A 25,870-nucleotide genomic window follows, 5' to 3' on the forward strand; every position below is an offset into this window, starting at 1 on the left:
AACTATGACCCAAGAGCGTGAAGCGCATATCGAACTCCCCGTGCTGCCACTGCGAGATGTGGTGGTCTATCCCCATATGGTAATTCCGTTATTTGTCGGACGAGAAAAATCTATTCGATGTCTCGAAACGGCAATGGCGCAGGATAAGCAAATTATTTTAGTGGCGCAGCGTGATGCCGAACTCGATGAACCATCAAAAGATGACATCTTCGAAGTGGGTACGGTTGCCTCTATTTTACAGTTACTTAAGCTGCCAGACGGTACAGTCAAAGTGCTGGTTGAAGGCGGTCGTCGCGCCCGTATTACCCGTTATACCCAAGAAACAGAATTTTTTGTGGCTAAGGCTGAGTATCTGGAATCAGAACCGCTGGAAGACAAAGAAGAAGAAGTGTTAGTGCGCAGTGCTATTGGTCAGTTTGAAGGTTATATCAAGCTGAACAAAAAGATCCCGCCAGAAGTCTTGACCTCTTTATCGGGTATCGATGAAGCGGCGCGTCTGGCCGATACTATGGCCGCACACATGCCACTTAAGCTTGAAGATAAGCAATCTGTGCTTGAGATGGTCAACGTCGGCGAACGTCTGGAATATCTAATGGCGATGATGGAATCGGAGATCGACCTATTACAGGTTGAGAAACGTATCCGGACTCGCGTTAAAAAACAGATGGAAAAGAGTCAGCGTGAGTACTATCTGAACGAACAGATGAAAGCCATCCAGAAAGAACTGGGTGACCTAGATGAAGGCCATGACGAATTTGAAGCCTTAAATCGTAAGATTGAAGAGGCTAACATGCCCGCTGAGGCGAAAGAGAAAGCCCTCGCCGAGCTTAACAAGTTACGCATGATGTCACCAATGTCGGCTGAAGCGACGGTTGTTCGCAGTTATGTCGATTGGATGACAGCGGTGCCTTGGAGCCAGCGCTCTAAAATCAAACGTGATTTAGCCAAAGCCCAAGAAGTACTCGACACCGATCATTTTGGTCTTGAAAAAGTCAAAGAACGTATCTTGGAATATTTGGCAGTCCAAAGCCGAGTGCGTCAGCTTAAAGGGCCAATCCTGTGTTTAGTGGGGCCACCAGGTGTGGGTAAAACCTCGCTAGGTCAATCGATCGCTAAGGCGACCGGTCGTAAGTATGTGCGTGTAGCCCTCGGTGGCGTGCGTGATGAAGCGGAAATCCGTGGTCATCGCCGTACTTACATTGGGTCTATGCCAGGTAAAGTCATTCAAAAGATGGCTAAAGTCGGCGTGAAAAACCCGTTATTCTTGCTCGATGAAATCGACAAGATGAGTTCTGATATGCGCGGAGATCCGGCTTCTGCTTTATTAGAAGTGTTAGATCCTGAGCAAAATGCGACCTTTAACGATCATTACCTCGAAGTCGATTACGACCTATCCGATGTGATGTTTGTTGCAACGTCAAACTCTATGGATATTCCTGGGCCACTACTGGACCGTATGGAAGTCATTCGTTTATCGGGTTACACCGAAGACGAGAAACTGAATATTGCTAAGCAACATTTGCTGAATAAGCAAATCGAGCGCAATGGTTTAAAAGCCACTGAAATTAAAGTAGATGATAGTGCTATCGTTGGCATTATCCGTTATTACACCCGTGAAGCGGGTGTGCGTTCACTCGAGCGTGAATTGTCTAAGATTTGCCGTAAAGTCGTGAAAATGATTTTGCTCGATAAGTCAGTCAAGTCTGTGACTGTCAACCAAGAGAATCTTAAGTCTTTCCTTGGCGTGCAGCGCTTTGATTACGGCAAAGCCGAGTCTAAGAACCAAATCGGTCAAGTGACTGGCTTAGCTTGGACTCAAGTGGGCGGTGACTTACTGACGATTGAAGCAACTTCAGTGCCTGGTAAAGGGAAGTTAACCTATACCGGTTCCCTTGGCGACGTGATGCAAGAGTCGATTCAAGCAGCGATGACAGTTGTTCGCGCCCGTGCGGAACAATTAGGTATCAATGCTGATTTCTACGAGAAGCGTGATATCCACGTGCATGTGCCAGAAGGTGCGACACCCAAAGATGGTCCATCTGCAGGTGCGGCAATGTGTACCGCGTTAGTATCAAGCTTAACGGGTAACCCCGTGCGTGCTGATGTGGCCATGACAGGTGAAATAACCTTACGTGGTGAAGTGTTACCTATCGGTGGTTTGAAAGAAAAACTGCTAGCAGCTCACCGCGGCGGCATAAAATTGGTGCTTATTCCAAAAGAAAATGAGCGCGATTTGGAAGAAATTCCTGCCAATGTGATTGCCGATTTAGAAATTCGTCCCGTGCGTTGGGTCGATGAAGTGTTAAAACTGGCACTAGAAAGGCCGGTGGAAGGCTTCGAAGTGGTTAAAAACTTGGCATAACGCAAGAAATTGCGCTATCACGTTAAAAAAAATGAAAAAAGGGGCTTAACAAAGCGCAGACCTGTGGTAGCCTAGGTCTGTGGAGAGCCAGCTGCTCCAAGCCCTTGGCGCAACTGGCTTTGAGCTGTATCCAGTTTTAATTCTTTGGTTTTCGAACTCAGCTTGAACTTTGAATTCAAGCTTGTTATAAAAGCCTCCGCAGACCGCTCTAGAGACGGATTTGGTTGCGGCGCAAAAAAATTACATTCAAGGGGATGACATGAACAAATCTGAACTAATCGAGAAAATCGCATCTGGTGCTGACATTTCTAAAGCCGCTGCTGGCCGAGCACTGGATTCTTTTATCGCTGCTGTGACCGAAGGTCTGAAAGAAGGTGATAAAATTTCTCTTGTTGGTTTTGGTACTTTTGAAGTGCGTGAACGCGCTGAGCGTACTGGTCGCAACCCACAAACGGGTGAAGAAATCAAAATCGCAGCAGCTAAAATTCCTGCATTCAAAGCTGGTAAAGCACTGAAAGACGCTGTTAATTAATCATTAATATCGTAGCCTTTGTAAGGCGTTCGTAATGACAAGCACTGTTTATCAGTGCTTTTTACGAATTGAAAGTAATGGAATATGAAGCTTAATTTCTACCATTACTCGGGGTTTTAGAATTTACCAGTGGTAGCGTCTGAATATTCCCCATAAATTACAGAAAGGCGCATCTCAACCTGATGCGCCTTTTTATTTTGTTAATCGCAACAAGCGAGAAATCTGATGTTAGAAAAGATCCGCGATGGTTCGCAAGGCGTGATTGCTAAAGGCATTCTCGTACTTGTGATTTTATCTTTTGCATTTGCAGGAGTCAGTAGTTACTTAGGTTCAACAACTGATGTGCCTGCGGCAGAAGTGAACGGTGACAAGATCACTAAAGCCGAGCTAGAGCAGGCGTACCAGAGCGAGCGCTCTCGCATGGAGCAACAGCTAGGTGAAATGTTTGCTGCGTTATCCGCTGACGAAAAATACTTACAAAGCATTAAGCAGAGCGTATTAGAACGCTTAGTGGCTGACAAGTTGATAGATCAAGCTGCTAAGGCTATGGGTCTACGTGTATCTGACGAGCAAATTATTGCTGCAATGAGAGCTGAACCGGCATTTCAAACTGATGGCAAATTTGATAACGATCGTTATCAGGCGATTCTGCGTCAGTTAGGTTATCAGCCACAGACTTTCAGAGACATGATGCGTGTCGATATGACCCGTCGTCAGTTAACTGCGGCCCTTGTGGGTACTGAATTCGTGTTACCTGGTGAAGCTAAGCAATTGGCTGAGTTACAAGGCCAAACCCGTGATGTGCGCTATGTTATTGTCGATTCTGCACCATTCTTAGCGACAGCGGTTGTGACTGACGAGCAAGTGAAAAACTATTACGACGCAAACCAAGGGCAGTTTATGAGCCCTGAGATGGTGAGCTTAGAATATGTTGAACTGAATGCTGCTGATTTTGCTAAAAATAATCCAGTTTCTGATGATGAAGCACAAACGTATTACGAAGAACATAAAGCACAATATGTTTCTAACGAGAAGCGTCTTGCCGCGCATATTTTGGTTATGCCAGGTAACGATGAAGCGGCAGCAAAAGCCAAGGCTGAAGATCTCGCTAAGCAATTAGATAGCGGTGCCGATTTTGCTGATCTGGCTAAAGCTAACTCTGATGATACTTTGAGTGCAGAGCAGGGCGGTAAACTGGATTGGTTTGAACCTGGTGTAATGGACCCCGCATTTGATGCCGCTTTATTTGCATTAAATAAAGGCCAACATTCTGCGGTGGTTAAAACAGACTTTGGTTTCCACATTATCAAGCTATTAGATGTGCAATCTGGCGCGACTGTACCGTTTGCTGATGTGAAAGCTAAGATAGTGGCTCAATTGCAAGATAAGAAAGCGGTTGACCAGTTCTATAGCTTACAAAGTAAATTAGCGGATACCAGCTATGAAGTGCCAGATACACTATCTGAAACCGCAAAAGCTGTTGGCGTTGATGTTAAGACTACAGCACTGTTTTCTCGCGATAACGCACCTGCTGAGCTAAACAAGCCTGACTTAGTTAAAGCTGCCTTCTCTGAAACTGTGATGCTGAAAGGTTTAAACAGTGAAGTGATTGAGCTTGAACCTAACCATGTGGTTGTTATCCGAGTGAAAGAACATCATGATGCGGGTACTTTGGCCTTAGCTGAAGTGAAAGCCAACATCACTGAGCGCTTGAAGCAAGACCAAGCAAACGAAGCCGCCCGTGCAAAAGCACAGGAACTGATGGCACAAGTTAAAGCGGGTGCAACTGATCTTGGTTTAGTGTCTAAAGCGAAACTAGGCCGTGGCGCGCAAGATGTTGATGCTGCGATTGTAGGCAAAGCGTTTCAAATGCCAACACCAAGTACAACTCCTGTTGTCGATACCGTTGGTTTAGCAAACGGTTATGCTGTGGTTGCACTGGATAAAGTCAACGCTGCAGAAGGTGTGAGTGATGAGCTAGTTAATGCACTTAAACAACGTCTGAACGCACAATACAGTGAAGCAGACTACCGTGGCTTGATCGATTCGCTTAAAGCCAATGCCAAGGTGCTTTACCCTGTAGAAGAATAATTTCAGTGATGATAGCGAGTTATTAAATTTACTATCCGACTGATTAAATAGAAAAGGCCAAGTGAGTTCACTTGGCCTTTTTGTTTTTTTAATTCGATAAAGTTTACCTATGAAGTTCGAAGGATATCTGCTATAGCAACACTGTCAGACTCCATATTCCATTACTTCAATCGCCACGTTACTGAATTGAATGGTTAATCATCAACGCCAATCATTACGCTGCTGGCTTTGATGAGGGCATAAGCCGAATCACCCACTTTGAGCCCTAGGCGCTCACAGGAAGCTTTAGTCACCACAGAGGTCAGTACGACACCGGGTGCAAGTTCGATTGTCACTTCATTGTTTACAGCGCCCATTTCTATGGATTTGATTGTACCGCTGAGGGTGTTTCTTGCGCTAATTTTCATTGATTTTCCTTATTGAGGGATTATTAGGGGTCAACTGCAGCTAGTGTAGCGCATCTTAATTTGGGAGTTATAAATAAAAACGCCACTAAAAAGTGGCGTTTAACGTTTGTGATAAGCAGTGATTCGCTATCGAGTTGATTAGAGTTCGATAACGTCAAATTCAACGTATGGGTTAACGTCGGCATCGTAATCAATGCCTTCGATACCAAAACCAAATAACTTAATAAATTCAGCTTTGTATTCACGGTAATCAGTCAATTCTGATAAGTTTTCTGTGGTCACTTGTGGCCACAAATTACGACAGTGTTGCTGAATATCTTCACGCAGTTCCCAGTCATCTAAACGTAAGCGATTATCACTGTCGGTCTCAGGTTTTGCACCATCGGCACGGAATAGACGCTCACTGAATAAGCGATAGATTTGCTCCATACAACCTTCATGGAGACCTTCCTGACGCATTTTCTTAAATACCATAGCGATATATAAAGGCATGACAGGAATGGCCGAACTCGCTTGAGTCACAACGCTCTTTAGCACTGCAACATTTGCGCTGCCGCCAGTGGCTGACAGTTGTTCATTTAACGCTTTTGCTGCGCGGTCCAGATCCATCTTGGCCTTGCCAAGGGCGCCGTGCCAGTAAATTGGCCACGTCAGTTCTGTACCTATATAGCTATAGGCTACGGTTTTGCAGTTATCGGCTAATACACCGGCTTCAGATAAGGCTTTGATCCACAGTTCCCAATCTTCGCCGCCCATAACAGTGACAGTATCGGCAATTTCTTGCTCAGTTGCTGGCTCAACGGTGGCTTCAATGATGCAGTCTTTATTGGTATCAACGGCAGTTGCTGTGTAAGTTTCGCCAATGGGTTTTAAAGCTGATCGGATAAGCTCACCTGAATCAGGGAGTTTGCGCACTGGTGATGCCAGTGAGTAAACAACCATGTCAATTTCACCAAGATCTTGCTTGATAAGCTCGATGACTTTTTGTTTAGCTTCATGGCTAAAGGCATCGCCGTTAATGCTTTTAGAATATAAACCTTCCGCTTTAGCAAATTTGTCGAAAGCGGCAGAGTTGTACCAACCTGCAGTACCCGGTTTCGCTTCAGTACCTGGCTTTTCGAAGAACACGCCAATCGTTGCGGCATCGCTACCAAAAGCGGCTGCGATACGTGAAGACAGACCATAGCCACTTGATGAACCGACTACTAATACCTTTTTCGGGCCGTTAGCGATCTTGCCTTTTGCTTTAGTTAAGGTGATTTGTTCTTGAACGTTTACTTCACAACCGACAGGGTGTGTAGTGGTACAAATGAATCCACGAATTTTTGGTTTGATAATCATATTTAAGCTTCTTCTATCAAAATGACCAATAGGATAAATATTTCGGCGGGTAAATGGCACCTATTTTTAGCCAATTCACCTGATTATTTAAGTGGTTGGAGCAGTTTAGCGTTTGTGAACAAACAGACTCTGCTCTTGGACCAACCTCTGGGTGTATTCATGTTTTGGTGAATTAAATATTTGTTCTGTATCAGCTTTTTCAACCATTACACCTTTGTGCAGTACCATAATTTTATCGCTGACATGGCGAATAATATTGAGATTATGGGACACGAAGATATAAGACAAGCCGAGATCTTTTTGCAGTTTTAACAGCAAATTAAGAATTTGCGAACGCACCGAAAGGTCCAGAGCGGTTAAGGCTTCATCGGCAATGATAATTTTAGGATTGAGCATTAAGGCTCGTGCTACTGCGACTCGTTGTTTTTGCCCTTCGGAAATCATGTGCGGATAAAACTCCGCATGCTCAGGTAATAAACCTACTTTTCGTAAGGTATCGACCACTTGGGTGTGCCGCGATTGCGCTGACATTTGGGTGTTGAAACGCAGCGGCTCATCGAGTAATTGACCAATCGTTAGGCGCGGGTTCAGTGAAGTATTCGGATCTTGGAAAATCATCCGAATTAAGCGGCATCTTTGCTTCACATTGCGGCTGTCTAAGGCTTCACCTTCGAAAAATATCTCACCACCGCTGCGGGGCTCTGCACCGACTAAAATGCGGGCGAGGGTACTTTTACCTGAACCCGCCTCACCTACGATCGCTAAGGTTTCACCGCGTTCGAGTTCAAAGGATACGGGCGCTAATGCATCGTTATATTGGCGGGAAAAGCCCTTATAACCAGTATCATATCTTTTATAAAGGTCATTAACTTTAAGCAGTGGGGTCGTCATTATGGGTTTCGCCGTGATAAGGGAAATGACAGGCAAAATAGCGGTCTTTGATATGACTCAAATTTGGCTGATTAACGCATTTTTTTTGTGCTTCAGGGCAGCGTGGCCCTAAACGACAACCAATAGGCAAATGCTGTAAGGCGGGCGCAGAACCCGGTAGGGTAGGCATAATCGCCTTGTGACCACCTGAGCCTGAATAGTCGGGCATATTTTCGAGTAACGCCTTAGTGTAAGGATGATAAGGCTGCTTAATCACTTCGTCCGTCGGCCCAGATTCCATGACTTGACCGCAATAGAGCACGGATAAGTGATCGCACCATTGGGCTAAGGTTTCCAGCTCGTGGCTGATCAATAGAATCGATACGTTTTGTAATTGATTTAATTGGGATAATAATCTGAAAATTTGCGCCTGAGTGCTGAGCTCCATCGAGCTTGTGGGTTCGTCTGCAATCAAGAGGCGAGGCTGGTTAGCAACCGCCATCGCAATCATCACCTTTTGGCATTCGCCTTCGGATAATTCCCATGCGTAGCTAGACATCACCTGCCGCGGATTCTTGATCCCGACTTTATGCAGCCATTTCTGTGCTGTAAGTCTTGCATGCCTGCGCCGTTGCCAAAAATAGGCGTTGGGATTTTTAGGCATAGCTTGCATTAACTGACTGCCAACGGTTTGTGCTGGATCTAAGCTGCCAGACGGATCTTGGAAGATCATTGCCATGTCTGAACCCATCAGATTACGGCGCTCTTTTGAGCTCATGGCCATCAAGTTATTGCCATCCCACATCATGCGGTCTGCTGTGATAGTCCAGTTAGGGCCGGGGATGCCTAAAATCGCTCTGGCTAACAAACTTCGCCCAGAGCCTGATTCACCCACTAGCCCATGAATTTCGCCGGCATTGAGCGTTAAGCTGACTTTTTCTAGCGCCCGCACTCTACCGTGGGGCGTATCGAGTTCAATCGTTAGATTTCGTACGTCGAGTAAGGGCATAAGTTAGTTTCTGATGGGCGCAAGCGCCGACCGTAGGCCATCGCCAACCAAGTTAATGGAAAGCACACTGAAAAGAATCGCTAAGCCTGGGATAGTTACGGCCCAAGGTGCAGTTAGTAAATTATCCATCCCTTGGGCGACCATAGCGCCCCATTCTGGACTCGGCGCCTGTGCGCCCAAGCTTAAAAAACCCAGTGCAGCGATATCTAAAATAGCAGCTGAAATGGCAAGTGTGGTTTGAATAATCACCACTTCCCACACGTTTGGCATAATGACATACCAAAAAATTTGCATCGAGTTAGCGCCGTCTAAACGCGCGGCTGTGACATATTCTTTTTGTAATTCTTCATGCACTGACTGGTGTATGGAGCGCACAAATTGTGGGGTTAAGGCAATCCCGACCGCCCAGAACACGTTTTCAAGCCCTGGTCCCATTACAGCGACCACTAAAATGGCCATTAATAATGAAGGAATCGATAACAGCGCATCGAGCAAATGACCGAGAATACTGGATTTTAAGCCCCGCATCATGCCCGACAACGACCCTATGATAAAGCCTGTGAATAATGCGGTAACGACGATCAGCAGCGCCATGCCAAAGGTCAAGTGCGCGCCGTGTAATAATCGGCTGAAAATATCGCGGCCGAGATCGTCAGTCCCTAAAAAGTGCGCCACTGTGCCTGAAGGGTCCCAAGAGGGTGGCAATAGCAAGGCTCTTGGATCTTGTGCCTCTGGTGGGAAGGGCGCAATCATAGGGCCAAACAGGGTTAGCAAGAGCAGAAATGCAATCGTCCATAGACCCGCTAAGGCGAAAGGATTAGCCGAAAAGTTAATCCAAACCCGCATAGTCGGAGAGGCTATTTGATCTTCTTGATAAATTTTAACTGGTGGCATAAAGGTCTTTTCTGCTCAGTGGATTAAAGGCTGTGTGCAGCACTTCAATCAAGATACTTAGGAAGATAATCAATAGGGCCACGGCCAAAATCCCACCTTGGATAACAGTATAGTCCCGTTGGTAAATCCCTGAAACTAGCCAAGATCCTACACCAGGCCAAGAGAAAATCATTTCAACCACTATGGCATAACTGGCAAATGAGCCAAGCATTAGCCCTAAATGTTTAAGTACGGGGATCAGCGCATTGGGCAGGGCGTGGCGCAGTATAATCGTGCCAGTATGCATGCCTCTGGCTTCGGCGGCGCGAATGAAGGTTTGATTCATCACATTCACCATTGCCGAACGGGTGCTACGAACCACTACAGTAAAAGGTAACACGGCCAGTGTTGTGGCAGGCAAAATGATATGCAGCAGGGCATCTTTAAATGCCGACATGCCGTATTCAGACTCTGACAACAAGGTATCCACTAGCATAAAGCCAGTGACGGGCTTGATTTCATAGAGCAAATTGATTTGTCCCGAAATTGGTAACCAACCAAGATCGACGCCAAACCAAAGCGAAAGATAAAGGCCTAACCAGAATACGGGTACAGAGTAGCCCGTTAGGGTAATCGCCATAATGGTATTTTGGGTGAGCTTATGTTGACTCTGGGAGGCGAGCACGCCCAAGGGCACGCCCAAGCAAATTGCGATAATGCCCGCCATCACAGCAAGTTCGAAGGAGGCGGGTAGGACGGCACTGAGTTCTTCGGCGACTTCTTGATGTGACGTGACTGAAATCCCTAAATTACCGCTAAGCCTTTGTTGTAGGTAAGCGATAAATTGCCACGCTTGGTTTTTATCTAATTTGTAGTCCTGTTCTATTTGAACCAGTTGGCTTGCCGTCGGTGTATGTATGCCAGTGAGTGCATAGGTGCGCTCAACCGGAAACAAGCCTGTAGCGTAAAATAATACACCAATCATCACTAAAGAGGTGGCGAGGAACAGATTGAGGCGACGCAGTAGGTATGTAAACATTAATTCGCCTCCTTTGGTGCTTGGCTAGTATGGGTGAAGGAAATCCCACCAAAAGGCGTAAGCTGCATATCCTTGATATCACTGCGAGTTAACGCTACACGTTTGGCATGGGCCAGACTCAGCATAGGTACTTGTTCAGCTAAAAAGGCTTCTGCTTGTTGATAAATCACTTTACGTTCAGCTTGATCTGATACTTCCCTTGCGCTGTTTAAGATGGCATCAAACTCAGGGTTACACCAGCGAGAACGATTGTTGTTTGATTGCATTGCTGCGCAGCTCAGCAGCGGATTAAAAAAGTTATCGGGATCGCTGTTATCAGCATTCCAGCCAATCAGCACAGAATCATAGTCGTCGCGGCTCAGTCTCTGATTAAATACGCTCCAATCGTAACTGACGATATTCACTTTTACGCCGATGTTTGCTAGATCGGATTGAATTAATTCGGCCGTTTTCAACGAATTGGGGTTATAAGCGCGGGCAACCGGTATGGCCCAAATATTGATGCTGAGATTTTTTATACCAGCTTCTTTTAATAAGTCGCGTGCTTTTTGCGGATTGTAATCGACAAGTCCTTTGTTATTTTCGTAGGCCCATGATGCCGGAGGTAGAACGCCGGTGGCTTCAATGGCAGTATTTTGATAAACCGCTCGCAGGATATTTTGTTTATCAACAGCATAGGCAAGTGCGCGACGTACGCGAACATCATCTAACGGTGGCTTTTGCGTATTAAAGGCCCAAAATGCTACGTTAAGCCCTGGTTGTGATTCGATGTTTAATTCTTGATGCTGTTTGATAACAGGCAGTTCACCTGCTTTGGGCAGCGCAGAAACGCTGCAATCCCCTGCGATAAGCTTAGCGAGCCTAACTGTACTTTTGGGCGTGATATCAAATACCAACATATCAATTTTTGCTGGCTCTCCCCAAAAATCGGGATTACGGCGATAGCGGATATATTCGTTTTTAGCGTATTGCACTAAGGTGAACGGTCCTGTACCAATGGCAAAGTGGTCGACGTTTTCAGGATGACCTAAAGCTAACTGCTGCTGCGCGTATTCATTGGATAAGATCACCGCAAAGTCGGTGGCTAAATTTGACAAAAAAGAAGCGTCTTTGCGGGTTAAGTAAAAGACCACTTCATGATCGTTTATCTTCTCTATCCCTTTAACTTGCTGAGAAAAGCCAATACTTTGGAAGAAGGGATAACCCGTGCGGGAGACAAAATGATAAGGATGCTGGGTATCGATAATACGATTAAAGGAGAACAACACATCGTCGGCATTAAAGGGGCGAGTTGGGTAAAAACGCTTTGAATGCTGGAACTGCACGTTTTCCCTGAGAGTGAAGCGATAGCTTAAGCCATCATCGGACATGGCCCAACTCGTCGCCAAGGCAGGGACAAGCTTGCCTGACTGGGTGTCATAATCCACTAGGCGACTATAAATTTGATGCGAGGTGGCATCGATTGTCGTGCCAGATGTCACCAATTGTGGATTGAAAGACTCAGGGTTCCCTTCGGAGCAATACACCAAACCAGAAGGGAGTCGTTGGGGGCCACACGCGACCAACAACCAACTCATGCAAGAAACTGCAGTTGTTAGGCACAGGCGTCTAATTAGCACACTCATTTATAAATCATTATTTTATCGACTATGAACGGCTATTTTAGCAGTGCATCTCCCCCGTGAGCAATCTGCTTATGCTTTATCAAGTAAATTGTACTTTTTAAGGATGCCACGCAGTTGGTGGTAGCTTAATCCGAGCATGTCGGCGGTTTTCTTTTGGTTATATTGGCTGTTTGAGAGTGCCTGCTGGATCAGATCCATTTCGTACTTCTCAGTTTGCTCTTTAAAATCCAGCGGAAAATTAAAGCAATTCGTTGAACACTCAGTATTGACTTGCACTTCAGCCTCAAATGTCGGCGCAGATTGTGGCGTACTGGCAACAGTTGTTGGCGCGACTGAGGTGATTTGACGTTCGCGGGTCTTGATCCGAGTTTTAGGCCGATACGGTGAAGCAAAGGGATCGAGGGTAATATGATCGATGGGTCTATTTTCACCACCATTACGGTAAACGCTGCGCTCGACCACGTTTTTAAGTTCACGGATATTACCCGGCCAGTCATGGGTCATTAATTGCTCGACCGCATGGGCGCTGAAACCGCTGAACAGCTGCAGCTTTAATTGGCGCGCCATGCCAACGGCGAAATATTCCGCCAGCGTCATGATGTCTTCTGGGCGGCAACGCAGTGGTGGCAGAGTAATTACATCGAAGGCGAGTCTATCGAGCAAGTCGGCACGAAATTCGCCTGCGTCAGCAAGTGATGGTAAATCTTCGTTGGCGGCGCAGATTAAACGAACATCAGCCTGCACGGTTTTACTGCCGCCGACCCGCTCAAATTCGCCATATTCAATGACGCGCAGGAGCTTTTCTTGGATAAGTCCTGAGGTGTTGGCTAATTCGTCGAGGAATAAGGTGCCGCCGTCGGCGCGCTCAAAGCGGCCTTCGTGTTTGCCTTTGGCGCCAGTAAAGGCTCCTGACTCATGGCCAAATAATTCACTCTCGAGTAAATTTTCACTCAAAGATGAACAGTTTAGCTTAATAAAACTTTGATCCCAGCGCTTAGACAGATAATGTAAGCGTTCGGCAATAAGCTCTTTACCTGTACCACGTTCACCAATAATCAGTACGGGTTTAGACAGAGGCGCTATTTGCGACACATGTTCTAACACTTCGAGTAGGGCGTTGGATTGACCGATGAGGTTGTCTTGCTGAAATTTATTATCCACGATATTTTTTAGTCTTTCGCGCTAAAATTTGGTGAAAATGATAATAAGTGGCTTGAAGCGTAAAAGGAAGTAAAAGTTAATATTTTGTTTAAGTTGCTGTATTTAAATAAGAAGTAAAAGTTGGCACGGTTAGTGTATTACCTTGTACGAGACCAACATCAATTTGAGGATAGGATTATGGGAATTTTCTCTCGTTTCGCCGATATCATTAACTCTAATATCAGCGCATTGCTGGATAAAGCCGAAGACCCAGAAAAAATGGTTCGACTGATTATCCAAGAAATGGAAGACACACTCGTTGAAGTGCGTTCTACCTCAGCTAAAGTGTTAGCTGAAAAGAAAGAGCTGCAACGTCGTATCAACCGCGTGTTAGAGCAAGTGCAAGATTGGCAAGATAAGGCTGAACTGGCACTGTCCAAAGACCGTGAAGACTTAGCGAAAGCCGCTTTAGTTGAAAAACAAAAAGCGACCGGTTTAGCAGATACGCTGAATCAAGAGTTAGCCGTCATCGATGAACATATCGCACGCTTGAAAGATGAAGTGGGCATGTTGCAAGAAAAGCTGCTCGATGCAAAAGCGCGTCAAAAGACCATTATTTTGCGCACTCAAACAGCGTCATCACGCTTAGAAGTGAAAAAGCAGCTAGATTCAAGCAAGATCGACAATGCTATGCTCAAGTTTGAGCAATATGAGCGCCGTGTCGAAGGCTTAGAAGCCCAAGTTGAATCTTACGATCTTGGCAGCAAGAAGACCTTAGCCGATGAGTTTGCGGCGCTAGAAGCGGAAGATTCTGTGAATGCAGAACTGGCAGCGCTCAAAGCCAAGGTAAAAGGTAAAGCGCCAATTAAGTCAAAAGAATAACAATTCAGAGGTGAGTTATGGATATGGACGTGCTAATGGCGCCGATTATTATTTTCATGGTGATAGTCGCGCCAATATGGTTAGTTCTTCATTATCGCAGTAAGCGACAAGTGAGCCAGGGACTCACTGAGGAAGAGTTTTCACAACTCAATGATTTGATATCCAAGGCCGATAAAATGGCGGCGCGTATCGAGACCTTAGAGGCCATTCTGGATACAGAATCGCCCGAATGGAGGGGGAAACATGAGAGGATCTAATGGCCGTACTTTGTACCGCATTCCCCAGTCAGGCAAAATAGCGGGTGTATGTGCAGGGATTGCCGAGTACTTTGCGATTGAAACTTGGTTAGTGCGAGTGCTGACTGTGTCTATCTTCTTACTCGGCGGCTCAGGTGTGGTATTTATCATCTATGTCGCTTTGTGGGTGATTTTAGACATCAAGCCGCAAAAGCATTACGATAGAGACGATATCGAGGTGAAGAAGAAGCCGTGGCAGTCGGGAGAACCCGCAAAGCAAGCGCTAAGCGACGTGAGTCGTCAATTTCGAAGTCTGGAAGTCAGGCTACAAAATTTAGAACGCCATGTCACCTCTGACAACTTTGATTTAAAAAGACAAATCAATAGTTTGTAACCCTTCTAAAGGGCGGCCATGTCCGCCCTTGTTGCTTAATCTCTGCTCCATTCCAGTGTATAGTCAACATCACTTGACATAAGTTAACATCATTCGACATAAGGGAAGTCTCTATGGGAATGCTTGATGCCTCGCTCCATAAATTAACCCAAAAGGGCCAATCCCTGTTACATCGCACCGCGGACCGGCATTTACGTTTGGCCGTGACGGGGCTTTCTGGTGCGGGAAAAACGGCGTTTATCACGGGGTTAGTCAATCAGTTACTCAATTCTGGACCTGTCTCAACCTTACCCCACGCCCGCAACAACAGTGCTTTGCCACTGTGGCAGGTGAGCCGCGATCAGCGTTTACTCGGTGTTAAGCGTGCCATGCAGCCGGATCTTGAAATCGCCAGTTTTGATTATCAAGGCGCCATGTTAGCGCTCACTTCCGAACCTGCGACCTGGCCAGCCTCTACCCGTACTATTTCTGAGTTACGATTGGCGATTAAATACCAACCTAAGAAGGGCTTACTGGCCAAGTTTTCTGATACCGCCACCTTGTATTTGGACATAGTCGATTATCCTGGCGAATGGTTACTCGATTTACCTATGTTGCGCCAAGACTTTGTTACTTGGTGCCGTGCTCAACAAGTTCGCATCGAGAATCTTAAAAGCTCTCCATTGTATGCCGAGTTTGAGCAATCTTTGACATCATTGGATTTAGCCGCGAGCGCCGATGAACAGCAATTAAAGCAAATTGCCGATCAATATCAGCTATTACTCAATGATTTAGTGCACGTGCAAGGTTATTACCAAGCGCAACCTGGGCGCATGTTATTGCCGGGTGAATGGCAGGGTGCTCCCTTATTGGCTTTTTTCCCCCTGTTATTGGTTAATGATGAAAAGTTTGCTGAGCTTTCGCAAAGCGATAAACACAGTGGATTCCATGTACTGGAAAAACGCTATCAAGAATACGTGGCTAAAGTGGTTAAGCCTTTCTATAAAAACCACTTTGCCGGTTTTGATCGGCAGTTAGTGCTCGTCGATTGTTTCAGTGCGTTGAATCGCGGTAAAAAGCAATTTGAGGATATGGGCGCGGCGCTCAATGCCATTATGGAAAGCTTTCAGTTTGGCCAATCGAGTTATTTACGACGTTTATTTGCCCCCCGCATCGACCGTTTGTTGTTTGCCGCGAGCAAGGTTGACCATGTGACTCGCGATCAGCAGAGCCATGTTTTGTCCCTGCTGACCGATATGTTGAAACACAGCCAGCATTTTGCCAGTTTCGATGGTTGTAAAGTGGAGACGATGGCGATTAGCGCCATCAAGGCGACTCGCCATGGCATGGTGACAACTCAAGAGGGTGAGGTCGAAGTCGTGCAGGGGATGGGACTCAACGGTAAAGCCCTGACCTTGTTTCCCGGCGAAGTGCCCACTCGCTTACCTGAAGCGCATTTTTGGCGTGAACAAGGGTTTAATTTTGTTGGGTTCGCGCCGCCGAGCAATGCCAATGTTGACCCTTCTCAAGTGCATTTTGACCATATTCGTCTCGATCATTTGCTGCAGTACTTACTGGGAGATAAGTTGGAATGACGCTAAAGCTATCGGATAACGCTAACAAGCAGGCTTCTAATTCTTCTGCGAACTCATTTGCACACTCAGTTGAACATAAGCCGCTGAAAAAGCAGCAGCTGTTTGACCCAGAAGTCGTGGAGCTCAAACCCAGCAAAGAGGAGCTCAAAGGGGCGAAAGCCTTTGATCCGCATACGCCAGTGCAAGAAGTGGCTGCTGATATTGAGGAATTGATGGATGAAACGCTGTCATCCCATCCAAAAATGATCGATGCTAAATCGGTATCGCCTCAACTTGTAAAATCACGCCGTTGGTCTTGGCTCGCTCGTCTGGCAGTAGCGAGTTTATTGCTGCTCGTAGTCGTTCAAACAGGATTAGGACTGAGGGATGCTTGGCTTGAGAGCCCTTGGTTGTTCAGTTTTTATGGTGTGGTGCTTGGGGTTGTCAGTGCGTGGGCATTGGCGGGCGCAGTCAGTGAATACCGTAAGCTCAAGCGACTCAAACAGGTCGCCGATACTCAAGAAACAGGTGCAAGGCTAGCGCAGAGCATGCAAATGGGTGAAGCAGACAGCTTTATCGATAATATCGTTTGCCACTATGGCGACAGCAAAGGGTTGCAGCAACTTCGCCGTTCATTAAAAGATGAGCATAATGATGCCGAGAAAGTATTGTTATTCGAGGACTTAGTGCTGACTGAGCGGGATGAACTGGCCAAAAAAGTCGTGCGAAGATATGCTGCCGAGTCGGCAGTGCTACTGGCGGCCAGTCCGTTAGCAGTGCTCGATATGGCGATTATCCTCTGGCGTAATCAACGTATGCTGCGCGATGTGGCCCGTTGTTATGGCATTGAGTTAGGTTATTGGAGCCGGATTAAACTTATCCGCAGTATCATCATTAATATTATTTATGCGGGCACTAGTGAGTTAGTCACTGATTTAGGGACACAGCTGTTATCGGTTGAAATGACAGGTAAATTATCTGCTCGCTTGGCCCAAGGTTTAGGGGGCGGCATGTTAACGGCGCGCCTTGGATATCAAGCCATGGCGCTGTGTCGGCCGATTGTGTTTAGGGAGGAGCAAAGGCCTAAATTGTCTAAAGTGCATCAGGAATTGTTGATCGAACTTAAGCAGTTTTCAGGCAAGCTGTTTACCAAGGAAGGCCGCGACGCATTAAAAGGCCAGTTCGCCGATGTTGATGATAGGGTATCGCGGTCATCTAAAGATAAGTCTAAAGAGTAGATGCTATTGAATATCATATGATTAAACGATTCAAATAGCCGAAAGTAGATGCGCTAATGGACTTGTTCCTTGGCGCATTTTTTATGATTCTTGCAGATAAAGAGAATGACGAAGTGCGACGTAAAAGTGCTATGTAACAAGTTAATTACACCTTTGATCGCTGCTATTTTTGTCATGCTACTGGCTTAAGTGCTTGGCCGCGTTATGGTAGGGCTTATTCGATAGGGCTAATGTTTCATTAACTTATCTATTAGATTATCCATAATGCGGGCATTGAGCGCTCCACACCAACAATCAATCAAGAACGGGAACTGCTCAATGCCAATGACAAGGAGCTAGGTATGCAAGATGAGTCAGGCAAGATGTGGAAGGCGGCAACACAGGTTATTCATGGCGGCCATGAGCGAGAGGCCTTTGGTGCCTTAGTGACGCCGCTTTACCAAAGTGCGACTTTTGTGTTTGAGTCTGCACAGCAAGGTGGTGAGCGATTTGCGGGTAATGAGTCGGGGTATATTTACACGCGTTTAGGTAATCCGACAACTGCCGAGCTTGAACGTAAAATGGCGATTTTAGAAGGGGCAGAGGCCGCAGCCGCAACTGCTTCTGGTATGGGCGCAGTATCCGCCGCATTGCTGGCTAATTTGCAGATGGGCGATCACTTAGTGGCGTCGAATGCCGTATACGGTTGTACTTATGCGCTAATGACGACTCAGTTTGCTCGCTTTGGTATTGAAGTGTCCCTAGTGGACTTTTCATCGGTAACAGAAATAGAAGCGGCGATCAAATCCAATACTAAGGTCATTTTCTGTGAAACCCCTGTCAATCCGCATTTGCAGGTATTTGATTTAGCTGCAATTGCGAATATTGCCAAACGTCATCAGTTGGTCAGTATTGTCGACAATACCTTCATGACGCCATTACTGCAGAGACCGCTGGATTTTGGCATTGATTTGGTGGTCCACAGTGCGACTAAATATCTGAATGGCCATGGCGATGTGATTGCGGGGATAGTGTGTGGCAGTGAAGAACAGCTCCATAAAGTGAAGTATGAAATTTTAAAGGATATTGGCGCTGTGATATCGCCACATGATGCTTGGCTGATCTTACGCGGCCTTAAAACCTTAGATGTGCGTTTGCAGCGCCATTGCGATAGTGCCCAGCGCGTGGCAGAGTTTTTGGCGGAACATCCAAGCATTACACGTGTGTATTACCCCGGGCTTAAATCTCATCAAGGGCATAAATTCATTGGCCAGCAGATGAAACGTGCTGGTGGTGTTATCGCGTTTGAACTGGCGGCAAATTTAGAAGAAGCCATGGCCTTTGTCGGATATCTAAAGTTGTTCTCAATTGCGGTGAGTCTAGGTGATGCTGAATCCCTGATTCAACATCCTGCATCGATGACGCATTCACCTTATACGCCAGAGGCAAGGGCTGCCGCTGGGATTGGTGATAATTTGCTGCGGATCTCTATTGGTTTAGAAGATTGTGACGACATCATCGCCGACTTGAACCAAGCGCTAGCTCGATTAGCTTAATGAATGTTGTTATTTTAAAGACCGTTAGCTATTTGAATGATAAAAGGATGCTTTTTGCATCTTTTTATCATAGTCAAGCACTGGCTCATTGAGCTGAAGACAGAAGTTTAGCGATAGTGAATATTTATGACGCCGATTTGGTATTTCGGGACAGCTTAGACTATTTTTGATTTGAGGCCACGGAAGTAGGACGAAAGGCCGCAAATCATGGAATAGAGGAATTGTTATGAAAACCACAAATCGTATACCTGCTTTTATGAGTGCCATAGCATTAACGGCTTTTTTGGCAAGCCCAGCAATCGCAACAGAAACCCCAACCAAGGCCGCCGTGAAAGTACAGGCTAAAACTGAAGCGGGTGAAATGGCATCGGATGTGAAGAAAGCTATGCCAGATGCCGCTCAAGTCAACATCAATACCGCTTCAGCCGAGCAGTTACTCGTACTCAAAGGGATTGGTGCCGCAAAGGCTCAAGCGATTGTCGACTATCGCACTAAAAATGGTAAGTTCAATGCTATAGATGACTTAGCGAATGTCTCTGGTGTTGGGGCTAAGATAATTGAGCAAAATCGCCATTTGATCAAGTTGTAACCACCTTTGGCGATGATTGCGCTGTAGCCTGCTGATTTTTATGATAAGAGATTCAGTAAAACATATATAAAAGTCTGCATTTGCAGGCTTTTATCATTTCAATCACTCCATTTGCTTATAGATTGTGCAGTTAGGTGGGATATTAAGAGATCTTATCGATTAGCGCTTGATCCCTTAGGGTCCATGGGGGATAATCCTTCGCGTTCAAGCAATGCTTTGGTTTATGTCATTCAAAGTAATGTTCGAAGTTATGGTGACCCTAGGGTCCCCCCGCAATGATAACTTGTGAACTCGGCCAGGCCCGGAAGGGAGCAACCGCAGCAAGCGACTCGTGTGCCGGGGTGTCGGCTCTAGGGGAACCTCCAATTCAACAGTCCCTCTGTTTATTTCCGTTGTACTTCTCTATATCTACTCAATTTATATTATTTAATATTTTAGCTTACAGGCTATTTCCGTTTTCTGCCGTTAATCATTTATAGCATTAATATTTCTGCACAATGAGATAATCTATTACCTGCCTCTGTTCTTGCCACTGCAACGGCTAAAAATGCTCTCAATAGTAACTCTTAGCAAGATTAGCGATTTGCTTCGGCTTCTTCCTGTAATCTTTTTTGCAGATTTTGTTTAAGAAAGGCGCGGGACTTTTCGAGTGCGGTTTGGATCTCACGCTTTAATTCCTGCAGCTCGTTATAGTCTTCAAAGAAGTAAGTATCGACGAGGTGGCGTATGTAGCGCACAGGCAGTTGATTTAAGGTCACGCAACATAAGTCGGCGAGATAGTCCTCAGGAAGTTCGTCCATAAGTCCTTCATCTGACAATATTTCCATTAAAAGAACTTCGTAGTAATTACGGATTTCGAGTTGCATTGTTATGCTCCATGACGGTTTTCATTGAGTTTGCTACCACAAATGATTTGCCGCAATAAAAAGTTGGCTGTGTCTTTGGCTTAATTGTAGTGCGTCTCTGCTGTAGCCGCCGCCTATCACGGCTGCAATTGGAATATTTTCCGATTTTGCCATTGATAACACAGTTAAATCCCGTCTGAACAGTCCTTCTTGGCTGATATTGAGCAAGCCAAGATCATCATTTTGATGAATATCGACCCCAGCATCATAAAGAATCAGATCTGGTTGATGGATTCGGATAAGGAGGGCGAGTGTCTGCTCCACAGTTTCGAGATACAGATTGTCGTCGCTGCCTTTGGTTAGCTCAATATCATGGTGGGAATGCTGCTTACGACTCGGGAAATTCTCTTTGCAGTGAATCGAGCAACTGATGATCCCTTGATATTGGTGGCTAAGGGTTGCACTGCCGTCACCTTGATGCACATCGCAATCAAAAATCAGTACCTTGTGTACTTGATGGCTTGCGATGGCATTTCTGGCCGCGAGGATAAGGTCGTTGAAAATACAATAGCCGCTGCCAAAATTGTAATGGGCGTGATGGTAGCCCCCCGTGAGGTGCAGGGCAATACCCTGATTTATGGCTAATGAAGCTGTGAGTGTGGTGCCTGCTACTGAATGCAAGGTACGCTCAACTAAGGCTTCACTCCACGGGAAACCAATCCGTCTTAGCGCCGCTGTTGGCAAGGTACCCGCGATAAATTGCTCTACATATTCGCGTTGATGCACTTGTATTACATCTTCTGCATTCATGGCCGTTGGTGCGTGGAACTGTGCAGTCGTGGCAATGTGGTTATCGAGTAAGTACTGCCGTAAATGTGCGTATTTAGTGGTGGGAAATCTGTGATGGGGAGGAAGCGCCAGCTTGGAATAGCTGGCGTGATAAACCAGTGGGATCAGAGTCAATATTGACTAAACCTCGTTATCGCAAGTTGTTATAGCTGTGAAATTGCCCAGCTCATAAATTCTTTACGGGTTTTTTCATCCGCTTGTAGCCACCAGTATTGCAACATTTGTTGTGGGTTGGCTCCTGCTGCTTTAGAGGTGTCTACGGGGGCGGTGAGTGATGTTGCGTTAACGGTCGCCGATGTTGTCACGGGGGCAGGTGCAACAGCTACTACTGCTCCAGCGGCACCGGTTGCTGCTGCGGCAGTACCGGATACGTCAACGGCTTGATTACCACTGAAAAGGCGAGAGACGAAGCTTTCTTCTTCTAAATTGGTATTCACCACTTGGTAATTGACGCTGCCTTTGTCACTACGGGTTAATTTGACTTGTGGGTTTTGCGCGTAAACTTTAGGCTTTTTAACGACTTCACCTTCGGCCGCTTGCAGGTAATATTGATGGTCGCCATCAACATCTAAAGTAACGATGAAAGGTGCTGACTTAACAAAGGTTTGGCTGTCACTAAAATCATCCTCTACCATTTCATGATAACGAATGGCGATTTTGTGAGTGCCGGGGGCCAATTCTAAGCTGCTTTTATGGTTAAATACGCTCGACTCGACTTTTTTACCATCAAGAGCAAGGTACTCAAATGACATAGGAATGTTCAGATCTGCAGCGAAGGCTGAGGCAGATCCGAGTAATACTAGCAGGCTGCTAATTGGCAAAAGTGATTTCATTGTTACTCCTTAACGGTTATTACTCTGATACGGGCGTTCGAATATTTGAATGCGATCTTCTATATAACTAATAGCTTGCCTGCATTTTCCTAGACGACGATGCATCAAAAGGATGTCATTTTGCAATTTTATTTTGTCAGCACTATGACAGTTTTCAAGTTTTGATTCCATTTCTTCAATTTTTTGTTCAAATTTTTTCGCCCAATTAAGATGTTTGTTCAATTCTTCGTAGATCTCATGACTATTTTGCATCACGTTATTGGCGATCCAATCGAAACCACTGGCTTGGTGAGACTGATTCTGGCGCTGTGTAAAACGGGCACGGCTACTGGCACGCTGCTGAGTTTTAGACTTAATGTCGATAGAAGTGGTCAGCAAGGCTCGTTTGACTGCGGTGAATCTATCTTGGATCCGCTCACAGCTCAGGGCAATAGTCTGGGGGGCGAGTTTAAGCTTAATTTGTTTTTCGAGCTGCATAATACTGCTACGAATTTGTTCAATACAGGGGCCGAGTTGGGCGCCGTGTTGGACAAACAGCGAGTGATTAAAACGCTCTGTTTCTTGCAGGAGTTTGCGCTGTGGCGGCGCGAGTCGATTATCGTGTTGCAGTACTTCTTGTTCTAAGGCTTTAAGCTGATTCTTCAGCATCACCATTAATTGTTGGGTGTTCACAACCATGCGCTCCATGCCAAATTCGCTGCAATCATTAGCACGATCAAAATAAACAGTGGGCGGATAAAGGGCATGCCAAATTTAATCGCACAGCGGGCACCGATAAATGAGCCTAACATCATGCACAATCCCATCCACAGACCTATTTGCCACTGTACCTGTCCAAGCCAACCAAAGATAGTCAGTGCGGTCAAGTTGCTGGTAAAAGTCATTGCACGGGCAAGGCCACAACTGTGCAGTAAAGGCAGTTTATACAAAGAGCCAGATGTGACGGTCCAAAATGCGCCAATGCCTGGGCCTGCAAAACCATCATAAGTGCCTAAAGCCAGTCCCTGTAGCCATTGTTGCTTGGCTGGCGGCTTGCTGGTTGGTACTTGGCAGTTAACGTCTGACATCGCATTGGGGCTGACTAAACTGTAAATGGCGATGCCAATGATCAGCAGCGGCAGGACTTTTTCGAGCCATTGAGTATCGACTAAATAGACTAAGAAACTGCCCAATACTGCGCCGATAAAGGTGGCGATAAAAGCCATGTACCAAAACGAGGGTTTAAAGAGGTGCTTGCGATAATAGGTCCAAGCCGCCATAAAAGAGCCAAAGCTTGCGGCTAACTTATTGGTGCCTAATACGGTATGCGGCGCAATGCCTAAGGTTAACAGTGCGGGGATCGACAATAGGCCACCGCCACCCACGACGGCATCAATGAATCCAGCGATAAGACCTATAACTGCCAACAGGGCCCAATGACTGGGCTCGAGTAACAACTCCAAATTTTAATCCTACTCTATAACACGTCTAAAGGGCGGTAAGGCGTCCAGTAAGGACTTGCCATAGCGTTTAGTAACTAACCGCCTATCTAAAATGGTCACTCGGCCATAATCTTGCTCTTTACGCAGTAATCTACCACAACTTTGAATAAGCTTACGTGAAGCATCTGGGATTGTCAGTTGTAAGAAGGGATTACCGCCTTTGACTTTGACATATTCTGCATGCGCTTGCTCAACGGGCGAAGTTGGCACGGCAAAGGGCAGTTTAGTGACGATCAAGTTAGTCAGATAATCGCCGGGTAAGTCGAGACCTTCAGAGAAACTGCCTGTGCCGAACAAGATACTTGGTTCGCCCTTATCGCATTTAGCTTTATGATTCTCTAACAATTGTTGCCGTGGCGCATTGCCTTGGATAAGTAGCTCAGTGGTGAGTTTACCTTCAAGTAATTCAACCACTTTTTCCATCTGCCAGTAGGAGGCGAATAGCACTAAGGTTGCCATTTCGCCTTCAATAAGGGTGATGATTTGTTCGGCAAGTTCAGCCGTATAGGCATCATCCGTCGGCTCAGTGCGCATTTTGGGTAAATAAAGTGTCGCATTATTGGGGTAATCGAAGGGCGATTGTAAGGCTAAATAACGACTGCCATCGTTGAGTGACAAACCTACTTGATGCACGAAATGGTCAAAGTTATTGAGTGCGCGCAGCGTGGCGCTACATAAGACTACGCCTGCGGCCTTTTGCCACAGCATGGATTCCAGCATAAAGCCGACTTCGATAGGTGAGGCGCTAAACAGATAATCCACTTGTTTACCTGTGATGAGCTCAACCCAGCGCGCCATAGGTGCACCTTTATGTTTATCTTCCTTGGCCATCATCTTCCACAATTTTTGTAGATTCTCGAGCCTTTGCAGCATAAATCCAGTTTCGGCCAATAGCGCTTCGGATTGATGTTTAGGAATGTCGCCATCTTTAATCGCTTCGGCCAGCAGTGACAGCATTTTATTAAACTGTTTGAGGGCTAGATTAGAGGTAACAGCGAGGTTTTCGGCGAGAATGAGTAATGAGTCCGGCAGTTTGCCGTGCTCAAAACGCAGACGGTTTTCAGGATTGGCAAAGTGCTTTGTCTGGGTATCGCAGTAGTGGGCCACTTGATTGAGCTGGGCGATAAGATCGCCTAAATGATCTTGCATCGCCTGCGCGGGGGCAATGATATTGTTGCTCTTTATTTGGTTTTGTAACTTTGCGCAGGTTTTACCAATTTTTTCGAGCCAGTCGCAGGCACCCCTCAGCGTGGCCTGCGCACTGGAGAAATCCCTCGCCACAATCGGTAAGTGATGTGCCTCGTCGATAACATAAAACACGTCTTCGGGATCGGGCAAAATCACGCCGCCACCTAATTCTAAATCGGCAAATAACAAGCTGTGGTTGGCGATGAGCACGTCCCAGGTATCAACATCTTCGCGGGCTTTATGGAACGGGCAATTTCTGTGGCTGGCGACTTGACGATGACAGCTGTGTTTGTCGCAGGCGATTTGTTGCCACAGGTGATCGGGCAGCGGCACGGCTAAGGTATCGATTTCGCCGTTCCAGCGACCTTCGTTATAGTCTTTTAACAGGCCATGCATCATAGCCACTTGGCTATTGTCAGGTTTAGTTTGCCACATGGCCATTTGTGTACTGTTGTCGTCACCGATGAGCATCGCCAGTTTCGATAGACATACATAACGTTGTCGACCTTTAACTAAGCCAAAACGGAAATTTAAGCCGGATTGCTCAAGAAAAAAGGGTAAATCTTTATGCAGTAATTGTTCTTGCAAGGCGACGGTTGCGGTAGCGATGCAGACCTTTTTCTTGCTCGCTAATGCCAGTGGAATGGTACCGAGGATGTAAGACAATGATTTACCGATCCCAGTGCCTGCTTCGACCACAATGATGCGCCTATCTTTATCATAGTCGCCGGCGAGGGTCTTAGAGATTTCCGCCACCATATAGTTTTGTTCGCGGCGCGGCCTAAAATTAGGCAAGGCGGTAGCGATATCCTTATAGATGGCGCGGATCTGGGTTTTTACATTGTCAGGTAACATGCGTCACTACTTTATCGAATTAATGCTGTACATAATAACAGTGATTGCATAGCCTAAGAAACTTTTCTGCCATTTGGCGGCATTTAAATTGAGGAACCATCTA

Annotated in this window: 24 protein-coding genes and 1 other RNA gene; 11 read left to right on the forward strand and 14 right to left on the reverse strand. The window is 46.1% G+C overall.

All coding sequences use genetic code 11. From position 1 onward, the window contains the following. Nucleotides 1-4 precede the first annotated feature (4 nt). The 3 genes from lon (at nt 5) to HUB64_RS04720 (ending at nt 4,985) form a co-directional block, all read left to right on the forward strand. The gene (lon, locus tag HUB64_RS04710) at nt 5-2,362 is read left to right on the forward strand and encodes an endopeptidase La (RefSeq protein WP_105252934.1); all 2,358 of its coding nucleotides are present in this window, start codon (nt 5-7) and stop codon (nt 2,360-2,362) included. A gap of 259 nt (nt 2,363-2,621) precedes the next feature. After that, nucleotides 2,622-2,894 (forward strand): nucleoid-associated protein HU-beta, encoded by a 273-nt coding sequence (gene hupB, locus HUB64_RS04715; protein ID WP_006081127.1) that lies wholly within the window; start codon nt 2,622-2,624, stop codon nt 2,892-2,894. 225 nt (nt 2,895-3,119) lie between these two features. Further along, on the forward strand, nt 3,120-4,985 hold the full coding sequence (locus HUB64_RS04720) for a SurA N-terminal domain-containing protein (protein WP_173496503.1): 1,866 nt from the start codon (nt 3,120-3,122) through the stop codon (nt 4,983-4,985). A 194-nt stretch (nt 4,986-5,179) separates the two neighbouring features. On the opposite strand, the gene HUB64_RS04725 is transcribed toward HUB64_RS04720, so the two are convergent. From HUB64_RS04725 to pspF, 8 genes are all read right to left on the reverse strand, one after another. Then, nucleotides 5,180-5,392 (reverse strand): molybdopterin-binding protein, encoded by a 213-nt coding sequence (locus HUB64_RS04725; RefSeq protein ID WP_006085368.1) that lies wholly within the window; start codon nt 5,390-5,392, stop codon nt 5,180-5,182. Between the two features lie 138 nt (nt 5,393-5,530). Then, the gene (gene fabV / locus HUB64_RS04730; RefSeq protein WP_105252933.1) at nt 5,531-6,733 is read right to left on the reverse strand and encodes an enoyl-ACP reductase FabV; all 1,203 of its coding nucleotides are present in this window, start codon (nt 6,731-6,733) and stop codon (nt 5,531-5,533) included. Nucleotides 6,734-6,838: 105 nt separating this feature from the next. Next, nucleotides 6,839-7,624, reverse strand: coding sequence for an ATP-binding cassette domain-containing protein (locus tag HUB64_RS04735; protein ID WP_105252932.1), 786 nt, complete (start codon nt 7,622-7,624; stop codon nt 6,839-6,841). Continuing rightward, the gene (locus HUB64_RS04740; RefSeq protein WP_113938851.1) at nt 7,605-8,612 is read right to left on the reverse strand and encodes an oligopeptide/dipeptide ABC transporter ATP-binding protein; all 1,008 of its coding nucleotides are present in this window, start codon (nt 8,610-8,612) and stop codon (nt 7,605-7,607) included. Before HUB64_RS04740 ends, HUB64_RS04735 begins: the two co-directional genes overlap by 20 nt. A 3-nt stretch (nt 8,613-8,615) precedes the next feature. Next, nucleotides 8,616-9,506, reverse strand: coding sequence for an ABC transporter permease subunit (locus HUB64_RS04745; RefSeq protein WP_105252931.1), 891 nt, complete (start codon nt 9,504-9,506; stop codon nt 8,616-8,618). Beyond that, nucleotides 9,493-10,524 carry an ABC transporter permease subunit gene (locus HUB64_RS04750; RefSeq protein WP_113938850.1) on the reverse strand — a complete coding sequence of 344 codons (1,032 nt, stop codon included), beginning with the start codon at nt 10,522-10,524 and terminating at the stop codon, nt 9,493-9,495. Before HUB64_RS04750 ends, HUB64_RS04745 begins: the two co-directional genes overlap by 14 nt. Next, nucleotides 10,524-12,149: an ABC transporter substrate-binding protein gene (locus HUB64_RS04755; RefSeq protein ID WP_173496504.1), complete on the reverse strand. Its 1,626-nt coding sequence runs from the start codon at nt 12,147-12,149 to the stop codon at nt 10,524-10,526. Before HUB64_RS04755 ends, HUB64_RS04750 begins: the two co-directional genes overlap by 1 nt. A 69-nt stretch (nt 12,150-12,218) precedes the next feature. Then, nucleotides 12,219-13,310 carry a phage shock protein operon transcriptional activator gene (pspF, locus tag HUB64_RS04760; protein WP_173496505.1) on the reverse strand — a complete coding sequence of 364 codons (1,092 nt, stop codon included), beginning with the start codon at nt 13,308-13,310 and terminating at the stop codon, nt 12,219-12,221. A gap of 177 nt (nt 13,311-13,487) precedes the next feature. Between pspF and pspA the strand changes: the two genes are divergently transcribed. From pspA to ffs, 8 genes are all read left to right on the forward strand, one after another. Beyond that, on the forward strand, nt 13,488-14,171 hold the full coding sequence (pspA, locus tag HUB64_RS04765) for a phage shock protein PspA (RefSeq protein WP_028760458.1): 684 nt from the start codon (nt 13,488-13,490) through the stop codon (nt 14,169-14,171). A gap of 17 nt (nt 14,172-14,188) precedes the next feature. Next, nucleotides 14,189-14,428: an envelope stress response membrane protein PspB gene (gene pspB, locus HUB64_RS04770; RefSeq protein ID WP_006081138.1), complete on the forward strand. Its 240-nt coding sequence runs from the start codon at nt 14,189-14,191 to the stop codon at nt 14,426-14,428. Further along, on the forward strand, nt 14,415-14,801 hold the full coding sequence (gene pspC, locus HUB64_RS04775; RefSeq protein ID WP_028760457.1) for an envelope stress response membrane protein PspC: 387 nt from the start codon (nt 14,415-14,417) through the stop codon (nt 14,799-14,801). Before pspB ends, pspC begins: the two co-directional genes overlap by 14 nt. 113 nt (nt 14,802-14,914) lie before the next feature. After that, complete coding sequence (locus HUB64_RS04780; RefSeq protein WP_173496506.1) at nt 14,915-16,375, forward strand: YcjX family protein; 1,461 nt, start codon at nt 14,915-14,917, stop codon at nt 16,373-16,375. Further along, nucleotides 16,372-17,592, forward strand: a complete 1,221-nt coding sequence (locus HUB64_RS04785) for a TIGR01620 family protein (protein WP_173496507.1) — start codon at nt 16,372-16,374, stop codon at nt 17,590-17,592. The genes HUB64_RS04780 and HUB64_RS04785 overlap by 4 nt, the downstream gene beginning before the upstream one ends. Before the next feature lie 341 nt (nt 17,593-17,933). Beyond that, the gene (gene megL / locus HUB64_RS04790; protein ID WP_173496508.1) at nt 17,934-19,127 is read left to right on the forward strand and encodes a methionine gamma-lyase; all 1,194 of its coding nucleotides are present in this window, start codon (nt 17,934-17,936) and stop codon (nt 19,125-19,127) included. Nucleotides 19,128-19,353: 226 nt separating this feature from the next. Beyond that, a complete protein-coding gene (locus tag HUB64_RS04795) occupies nt 19,354-19,716 on the forward strand; it encodes a ComEA family DNA-binding protein (protein ID WP_173496509.1) in 363 nt (120 codons plus the stop codon). A 259-nt stretch (nt 19,717-19,975) separates the two neighbouring features. Then, nucleotides 19,976-20,073: signal recognition particle sRNA small type (gene ffs / locus HUB64_RS04800), an RNA gene on the forward strand. Nucleotides 20,074-20,291: 218 nt separating this feature from the next. On the opposite strand, the gene HUB64_RS04805 is transcribed toward ffs, so the two are convergent. From HUB64_RS04805 to dinG, 6 genes are read right to left on the reverse strand one after another with little or no spacing between them, the layout of a single operon-like run. Beyond that, nucleotides 20,292-20,582 (reverse strand): late competence development ComFB family protein, encoded by a 291-nt coding sequence (locus tag HUB64_RS04805; RefSeq protein ID WP_028760452.1) that lies wholly within the window; start codon nt 20,580-20,582, stop codon nt 20,292-20,294. A 33-nt stretch (nt 20,583-20,615) separates the two neighbouring features. After that, the gene (locus HUB64_RS04810; RefSeq protein WP_173496510.1) at nt 20,616-21,524 is read right to left on the reverse strand and encodes a histone deacetylase; all 909 of its coding nucleotides are present in this window, start codon (nt 21,522-21,524) and stop codon (nt 20,616-20,618) included. A 29-nt stretch (nt 21,525-21,553) separates the two neighbouring features. Beyond that, nucleotides 21,554-22,243, reverse strand: a complete 690-nt coding sequence (locus HUB64_RS04815; RefSeq protein ID WP_028760450.1) for a DUF2057 domain-containing protein — start codon at nt 22,241-22,243, stop codon at nt 21,554-21,556. Nucleotides 22,244-22,252: 9 nt separating this feature from the next. Then, entirely contained in the window at nt 22,253-22,915 is a 663-nt protein-coding gene (locus HUB64_RS04820) for a primosomal replication protein (RefSeq protein ID WP_173496511.1), read from the reverse strand. Then, nucleotides 22,912-23,685, reverse strand: coding sequence for a TSUP family transporter (locus HUB64_RS04825; RefSeq protein ID WP_131524310.1), 774 nt, complete (start codon nt 23,683-23,685; stop codon nt 22,912-22,914). The genes HUB64_RS04820 and HUB64_RS04825 overlap by 4 nt, the downstream gene beginning before the upstream one ends. 9 nt (nt 23,686-23,694) lie before the next feature. Continuing rightward, nucleotides 23,695-25,767, reverse strand: coding sequence for an ATP-dependent DNA helicase DinG (dinG, locus tag HUB64_RS04830; protein ID WP_173496512.1), 2,073 nt, complete (start codon nt 25,765-25,767; stop codon nt 23,695-23,697). Nucleotides 25,768-25,870: the final 103 nt, after the last annotated feature.

The organism is Shewanella sp. ISTPL2 (assembly GCF_013283205.1).
In the GTDB taxonomy this organism is placed as follows: Bacteria; Pseudomonadota; Gammaproteobacteria; order Enterobacterales; family Shewanellaceae; genus Shewanella; species Shewanella oncorhynchi.

What these genes read in the sequence shown, in the direction of transcription:
- HUB64_RS04815 (WP_028760450.1), bottom strand. Translation starts at nt 22,243, where the DNA reads ATGAAATCACTTTTGCCAATTAGCAGCCTGCTAGTATTACTCGGATCT.
- HUB64_RS04755 (WP_173496504.1), bottom strand. Translation starts at nt 12,149, where the DNA reads ATGAGTGTGCTAATTAGACGCCTGTGCCTAACAACTGCAGTTTCTTGC.
- dinG (WP_173496512.1), bottom strand. Translation starts at nt 25,767, where the DNA reads ATGTTACCTGACAATGTAAAAACCCAGATCCGCGCCATCTATAAGGAT.
- HUB64_RS04725 (WP_006085368.1), bottom strand. Translation starts at nt 5,392, where the DNA reads ATGAAAATTAGCGCAAGAAACACCCTCAGCGGTACAATCAAATCCATA.
- HUB64_RS04720 (WP_173496503.1), top strand. Translation starts at nt 3,120, where the DNA reads ATGTTAGAAAAGATCCGCGATGGTTCGCAAGGCGTGATTGCTAAAGGC.
- HUB64_RS04750 (WP_113938850.1), bottom strand. Translation starts at nt 10,524, where the DNA reads ATGTTTACATACCTACTGCGTCGCCTCAATCTGTTCCTCGCCACCTCT.
- HUB64_RS04795 (WP_173496509.1), top strand. Translation starts at nt 19,354, where the DNA reads ATGAAAACCACAAATCGTATACCTGCTTTTATGAGTGCCATAGCATTA.
- pspC (WP_028760457.1), top strand. Translation starts at nt 14,415, where the DNA reads ATGAGAGGATCTAATGGCCGTACTTTGTACCGCATTCCCCAGTCAGGC.
- fabV (WP_105252933.1), bottom strand. Translation starts at nt 6,733, where the DNA reads ATGATTATCAAACCAAAAATTCGTGGATTCATTTGTACCACTACACAC.
- HUB64_RS04785 (WP_173496507.1), top strand. Translation starts at nt 16,372, where the DNA reads ATGACGCTAAAGCTATCGGATAACGCTAACAAGCAGGCTTCTAATTCT.
- lon (WP_105252934.1), top strand. Translation starts at nt 5, where the DNA reads ATGACCCAAGAGCGTGAAGCGCATATCGAACTCCCCGTGCTGCCACTG.
- HUB64_RS04745 (WP_105252931.1), bottom strand. Translation starts at nt 9,506, where the DNA reads ATGCCACCAGTTAAAATTTATCAAGAAGATCAAATAGCCTCTCCGACT.
- HUB64_RS04805 (WP_028760452.1), bottom strand. Translation starts at nt 20,582, where the DNA reads ATGCAACTCGAAATCCGTAATTACTACGAAGTTCTTTTAATGGAAATA.
- megL (WP_173496508.1), top strand. Translation starts at nt 17,934, where the DNA reads ATGCAAGATGAGTCAGGCAAGATGTGGAAGGCGGCAACACAGGTTATT.
- HUB64_RS04780 (WP_173496506.1), top strand. Translation starts at nt 14,915, where the DNA reads ATGGGAATGCTTGATGCCTCGCTCCATAAATTAACCCAAAAGGGCCAA.
- HUB64_RS04735 (WP_105252932.1), bottom strand. Translation starts at nt 7,624, where the DNA reads ATGACGACCCCACTGCTTAAAGTTAATGACCTTTATAAAAGATATGAT.
- pspA (WP_028760458.1), top strand. Translation starts at nt 13,488, where the DNA reads ATGGGAATTTTCTCTCGTTTCGCCGATATCATTAACTCTAATATCAGC.
- hupB (WP_006081127.1), top strand. Translation starts at nt 2,622, where the DNA reads ATGAACAAATCTGAACTAATCGAGAAAATCGCATCTGGTGCTGACATT.
- pspB (WP_006081138.1), top strand. Translation starts at nt 14,189, where the DNA reads ATGGATATGGACGTGCTAATGGCGCCGATTATTATTTTCATGGTGATA.
- HUB64_RS04740 (WP_113938851.1), bottom strand. Translation starts at nt 8,612, where the DNA reads ATGCCCTTACTCGACGTACGAAATCTAACGATTGAACTCGATACGCCC.